The sequence below is a fragment of the Haladaptatus sp. W1 genome (assembly GCF_001723155.1).
GTDB classification, from domain to species: Archaea; Halobacteriota; Halobacteria; order Halobacteriales; family Haladaptataceae; genus Haladaptatus; species Haladaptatus paucihalophilus.
Window position 1 is genome coordinate 1 of record NZ_MEIH01000362.1, and the last position, 3,890, is coordinate 3,890.

The 3,890-nt window shown below is 64.0% G+C and carries 3 protein-coding genes and 1 pseudogene; 2 read left to right on the forward strand and 2 right to left on the reverse strand.

Annotation, left to right across the window (positions count from 1 at the left end):
* Positions 1-374, forward strand: a pseudogene (locus BG842_RS21560) (globin-coupled sensor protein); the annotation flags it as partial.
* A gap of 47 nt (positions 375-421) precedes the next feature.
* On the opposite strand, the gene ppc reads toward BG842_RS21560, so the two are convergent.
* Both ppc and BG842_RS21570 read right to left on the reverse strand, forming a co-directional pair.
* Positions 422-3,097 carry a phosphoenolpyruvate carboxylase gene (ppc, locus tag BG842_RS21565; RefSeq protein ID WP_069452406.1) on the reverse strand — a complete coding sequence of 892 codons (2,676 nt, stop codon included), beginning with the start codon at positions 3,095-3,097 and terminating at the stop codon, positions 422-424.
* Positions 3,098-3,170: 73 nt separating this feature from the next.
* A complete protein-coding gene (locus tag BG842_RS21570; protein ID WP_007978021.1) occupies positions 3,171-3,500 on the reverse strand; it encodes a transcription factor S in 330 nt (109 codons plus the stop codon).
* An 84-nt stretch (positions 3,501-3,584) separates the two neighbouring features.
* Between BG842_RS21570 and BG842_RS21575 the strand changes: the two genes are divergently transcribed.
* On the forward strand, positions 3,585-3,890 hold a 306-nt coding region (locus BG842_RS21575), incomplete at its 3' end, for a hypothetical protein (RefSeq protein ID WP_069452407.1).

Genomic DNA, 3,890 nt, shown 5'->3' on the forward strand with positions numbered 1-3,890 from the left:
AAATCGAGGCGATGGGCGAACGCATCGAGAACCGAACCGAGAGCACGCTCGACAGCCTCGGCGAGAGCAAAGCCTCCATCTCCGAGACGGTCACCGCCGTCCAGCGGACCAGCGAAAAGCTCGAACGCATCGTGGACTCGGCCACCGAAACCGCGGTCGGCATGGAGCAGATTACCGCCGCGACGGACGAACAGGCGTCGAGCACCCAGGAGGTGGCGACCATGATCGACGAGGCGGCGGAGACGTCCGCCCGTATCTCGACCGAGGTGTCGTCCATCGCGGAGACGAACGAGCAACAGGCACGGACCACCGAGGAATTGGACGAAATCGTCGCCAATCTCGGGAAAGAAGAGAGCGATATCGGACGAATTTGAGGACGGACGACCCCGAACGACGGGGTGAGAAGAAACGAACCGACCGACTAGCCTGTGTTTTTCATTCCCGCCGCGACACCCGTGACGGTCAGCCGGAGGGTCCGGCGCTCCGTCTCGGTGAGGTGTGACTGGCGAAGCAGACGCACTTGGAGGAGGTTGAGCGGGTCCACGTAGGGGTTCCGTCGGTCGAGGCTCTCCCGAAGCCACTCGCGCGAGAGGAGGTCGTCGCGTCCGGTGATGTCCAAGACGAGTTCGGCGGAACGCTCGTACTCCGCTTCGAGTTCGGGGAAGAACTGCTCGCGCAACTCGGGCGACGCGAGGTCGGCGTACTCCGCCGTGATTTCGAGGTCGGTTCGGGCGAGCGCCATCGCGGCGTTGTCGATGGTCGTGCGGAAGAACGGCCACTCCTCGTACATCTCCCGGAGGGTTTCGACGTCGCCGTAGGCATCCAATCCCTTGGCGAGCGAGTACCACCCGGGGAGGATACAACGGCTCTGGGTCCACGAGAACACCCACGGAATCGCGCGGAGGTCCTCCACGGTTCGCTCGCCGGAGCGGGAGGCGGGTCGCGACCCGAGGTTCAGGTCCTCGATGACGGTTATCGGCGTCGTTTCCTCGAAGTACGAGACGAAGCCGTCCGATTCGAGCAGGTCGCGGTAGGCGTCGCGGGCGGCGTCGGCGGCGACGTCCATCGCCTCGACCCACTCGTCGGGAATCGTCTCCTCGTCGTCCTCCAAGGCGGCGTACCGGGCGCGAATCTGAGCGTCGAGCATCTGTTCGACGTTCCGCTCCGCGATGACGGGGTTGGCGTACTTCTCCGCGATGGCCTCGCCCTGTTCGGTGAACTTGACCTGTCCCGAGACGGTTTCGCGGGGGAGCGCCAGCAGCGCCTCGTTCATCGGGCCGCCGCCGCGGGAAATCGACCCGCCGCGGCCGTGGAACAGGCGGAGGGTGACGTCGTACTCCTCGGTGATTTCAGCGAGTCGTTTCTGGTTCCGATAGAGGCTCCAGTTGGCGGCCAAAAAGCCGTTCTCCTTGTTCGAATCGGAGTACCCGAGCATGATTTCCTGTGTCCCGCCGCGCGCTTCGAGCGCCGCGGCGTAGGCCTCGTTCTCGAACAGGGTGCCGACGATGCGCCGCGCGCCGGACAGCGCGTACTCGGTTTCGAGCAGTGGAACCACGTCGAGTCCGGAGTAGCTCGGCAGGTCAACGATTCCGGCCTGATCCGCGAGGAACAGCACTTCGAGGACGTGGCTCGCCTCCTCGGTCATGCTGATGCAGTACGTGTCGATGGTCTCCGCGCCGTACTCGCGCTGCCAGTCGGCCGTCTCCGAAAAGAGGGTCAGAACCCGGCTTGCGGTCTCCGAAAGCCCCTCGGTGTCGAGGTCGATGATGGGTTCGTCCTGCAGGATGGCGTCGGTCAGCAGTTCGACCCGTTCGTCCTCGCTCATCGAATCGTAGTCGAAGCCCTCGCGGGCCAGCGCCTCCGCGATTGCCGTTGTATGGTTTTCCTGGTGGTCGCGCAAATCGAGCGCGGCGAGCGAAAACCCGAAGGTTTCGACGCGGCGGCGAAGGGGTTCGACTTCCGTTTCGACGACGCTCTCCGCGCCGTCCTTCCGGAGGCTGTCGGCGATGGCGTCCACGTCCGCGAGGAGTTCCTCGGCGTCGTGGTATCCGCCGGGTCGAACGTCGCCAACGCGGTCGATCCGCTCGCGCATCAACGCGAGTTTCTGGCGGTACGGTTCCTCCGGGTAGCGGTCCGTCACGCGCTCCGCGATGGTGGGGAGTTGTTCGCGGTCGGTGTCGAGGCTCGAATCGAACAGAGCGCTCGTCTCGATTCGGTCGCCGTCCTGACTGAGGACGCCGGACAGTCGCTTCAGTTCGTCGCGGTAGCGCTCCAACACGACGTCGCGCTGGCGGTCGAGGGTTTCGGCGGTCACCTCCGGCGTGACGTGGGGGTTGCCGTCGCGGTCGCTCCCGGCCCACGACCGGAAGCCGAACAGCTTCGGCACGTCGACGTCGAACTCCTCGCCGACGGTGTGGTCGAGTTCGTCGTACACGTCGCCCACGATGTCGAAGAGAACGTTTTCGAGGTACCAGAGGACGTTCCGCGCCTCGTCCGCCACCTCCGGGCGGCGCTTTCTGACCTGCCGCGTCTCCCAGAGGCCAGTCACTTCGCTCTCCAATCGGCGTTCGAGTTGATTCCCCTCGCGGTCGGTGAGCCTTCGTTCGTCGAGTTCCGAGAGCAAGGTTTCGACGGAGCGGAGTTTCGCCTTGACGGTCTTCCTGCGCGCCTCGGTCGGATGTGCGGTGAAGGTCGGAACGACGTTGACGTCCTCCAACACTCGTTCGACGGTTTCGGGGTCGGCGTCGGCCTCGGCGAGGGTTTCGGCGGTCGCGCGGAGGCCGTCTTCGAGCGTTCCCTCCTGTGTTCCCTCGCGGATGGCGCGCACACGCTGTCGCTCTTCGGCGAGGTTGATGAGTTCGAAGTAGGTGGCGAACGCTCGTGCGACGTGACCGGCCAGTTCGGGCGATAAGTCGGCCACTTCGTCGCGGAGGACGGCGCGGGACTCCGCGTCCCCGCGTCGGTAGTCGATGGAACCGGTTCGAACCGTCTCGACAGACTCGAACGCCTCTCGAGAGGCCAGCCGCGACAGTACGTCGCCGAGCAACCCGCCGAGTTCGCGGACGTCCTGTCGAACGTCCCGGGTATGCAATCGCATACCAGAGGGTCGGGGTCACACCACGTAAAACGTCGGTCTGCGGGTAAAATATGCGAAGTATTTTGGACGATAATTAATTGTATTCGCGCCAGCGATAGCCGCACTCCTTACATTTGAAAAATCGCGTCGGGGGTTCGTCGGCGGAGCCGGTCTGTTTGATGGTGTACCACGCGACGCCGTGGCCGCACTCCTCACAGGTGACGTCGTTCGCCGTCGGTTTCCCCTCGAAATTCGCGCCCTCCTCGGTTTCGATGACGTCGGAATCGTCCTGCGCTTCGGTGGAGACGAACTCGGCGGCGCGCTCCTCGTCCTTCGCCACCGTCGCCTGACAGTCGTCGTTCGTACAGACCATCTTCGACCCCATCGACCGCATCATGGAACCGCATTCGTCGCAAAATTGCATACCCCGGCTTGGACGCGGAGCGTGAAAAGCGCCACGTACCGATTCGGGAAGCGTTATTTTCGTGGGATATATCAATTCGATAAGATGCCCTCTGACCTATCGAGACGCGAACTCCTCGCCGCGGGAGTGGGTTTGGCGGCCCCTGGACTCGCGGGATGTTCCGGTGCGAACAGTTCGTCGAGCGCCGACTGTGAAACGACCGCCGTCGCACACGGTGATGGAAAAATCCTGCAATCGGTGTCCGCCGTCCCCGAAGACGGGCGCGTGCTCCTCTCCGTTTCGTTTTCGAACGGCAAGCAAACGTCCACCGACCGGCTTCGGGTGTACGACTCGTCGGGCGAACTCGAATACGAGATTCCGACCGGGAAGCGACGGAGCTATCTCCAGACC

Excerpts from the sequence above, each read along its gene's own strand:
- ppc (WP_069452406.1), bottom strand. The coding sequence starts at position 3,097 with ATGCGATTGCATACCCGGGACGTTCGACAGGACGTCCGCGAACTCGGC.
- BG842_RS21570 (WP_007978021.1), bottom strand. The coding sequence starts at position 3,500 with ATGCAATTTTGCGACGAATGCGGTTCCATGATGCGGTCGATGGGGTCG.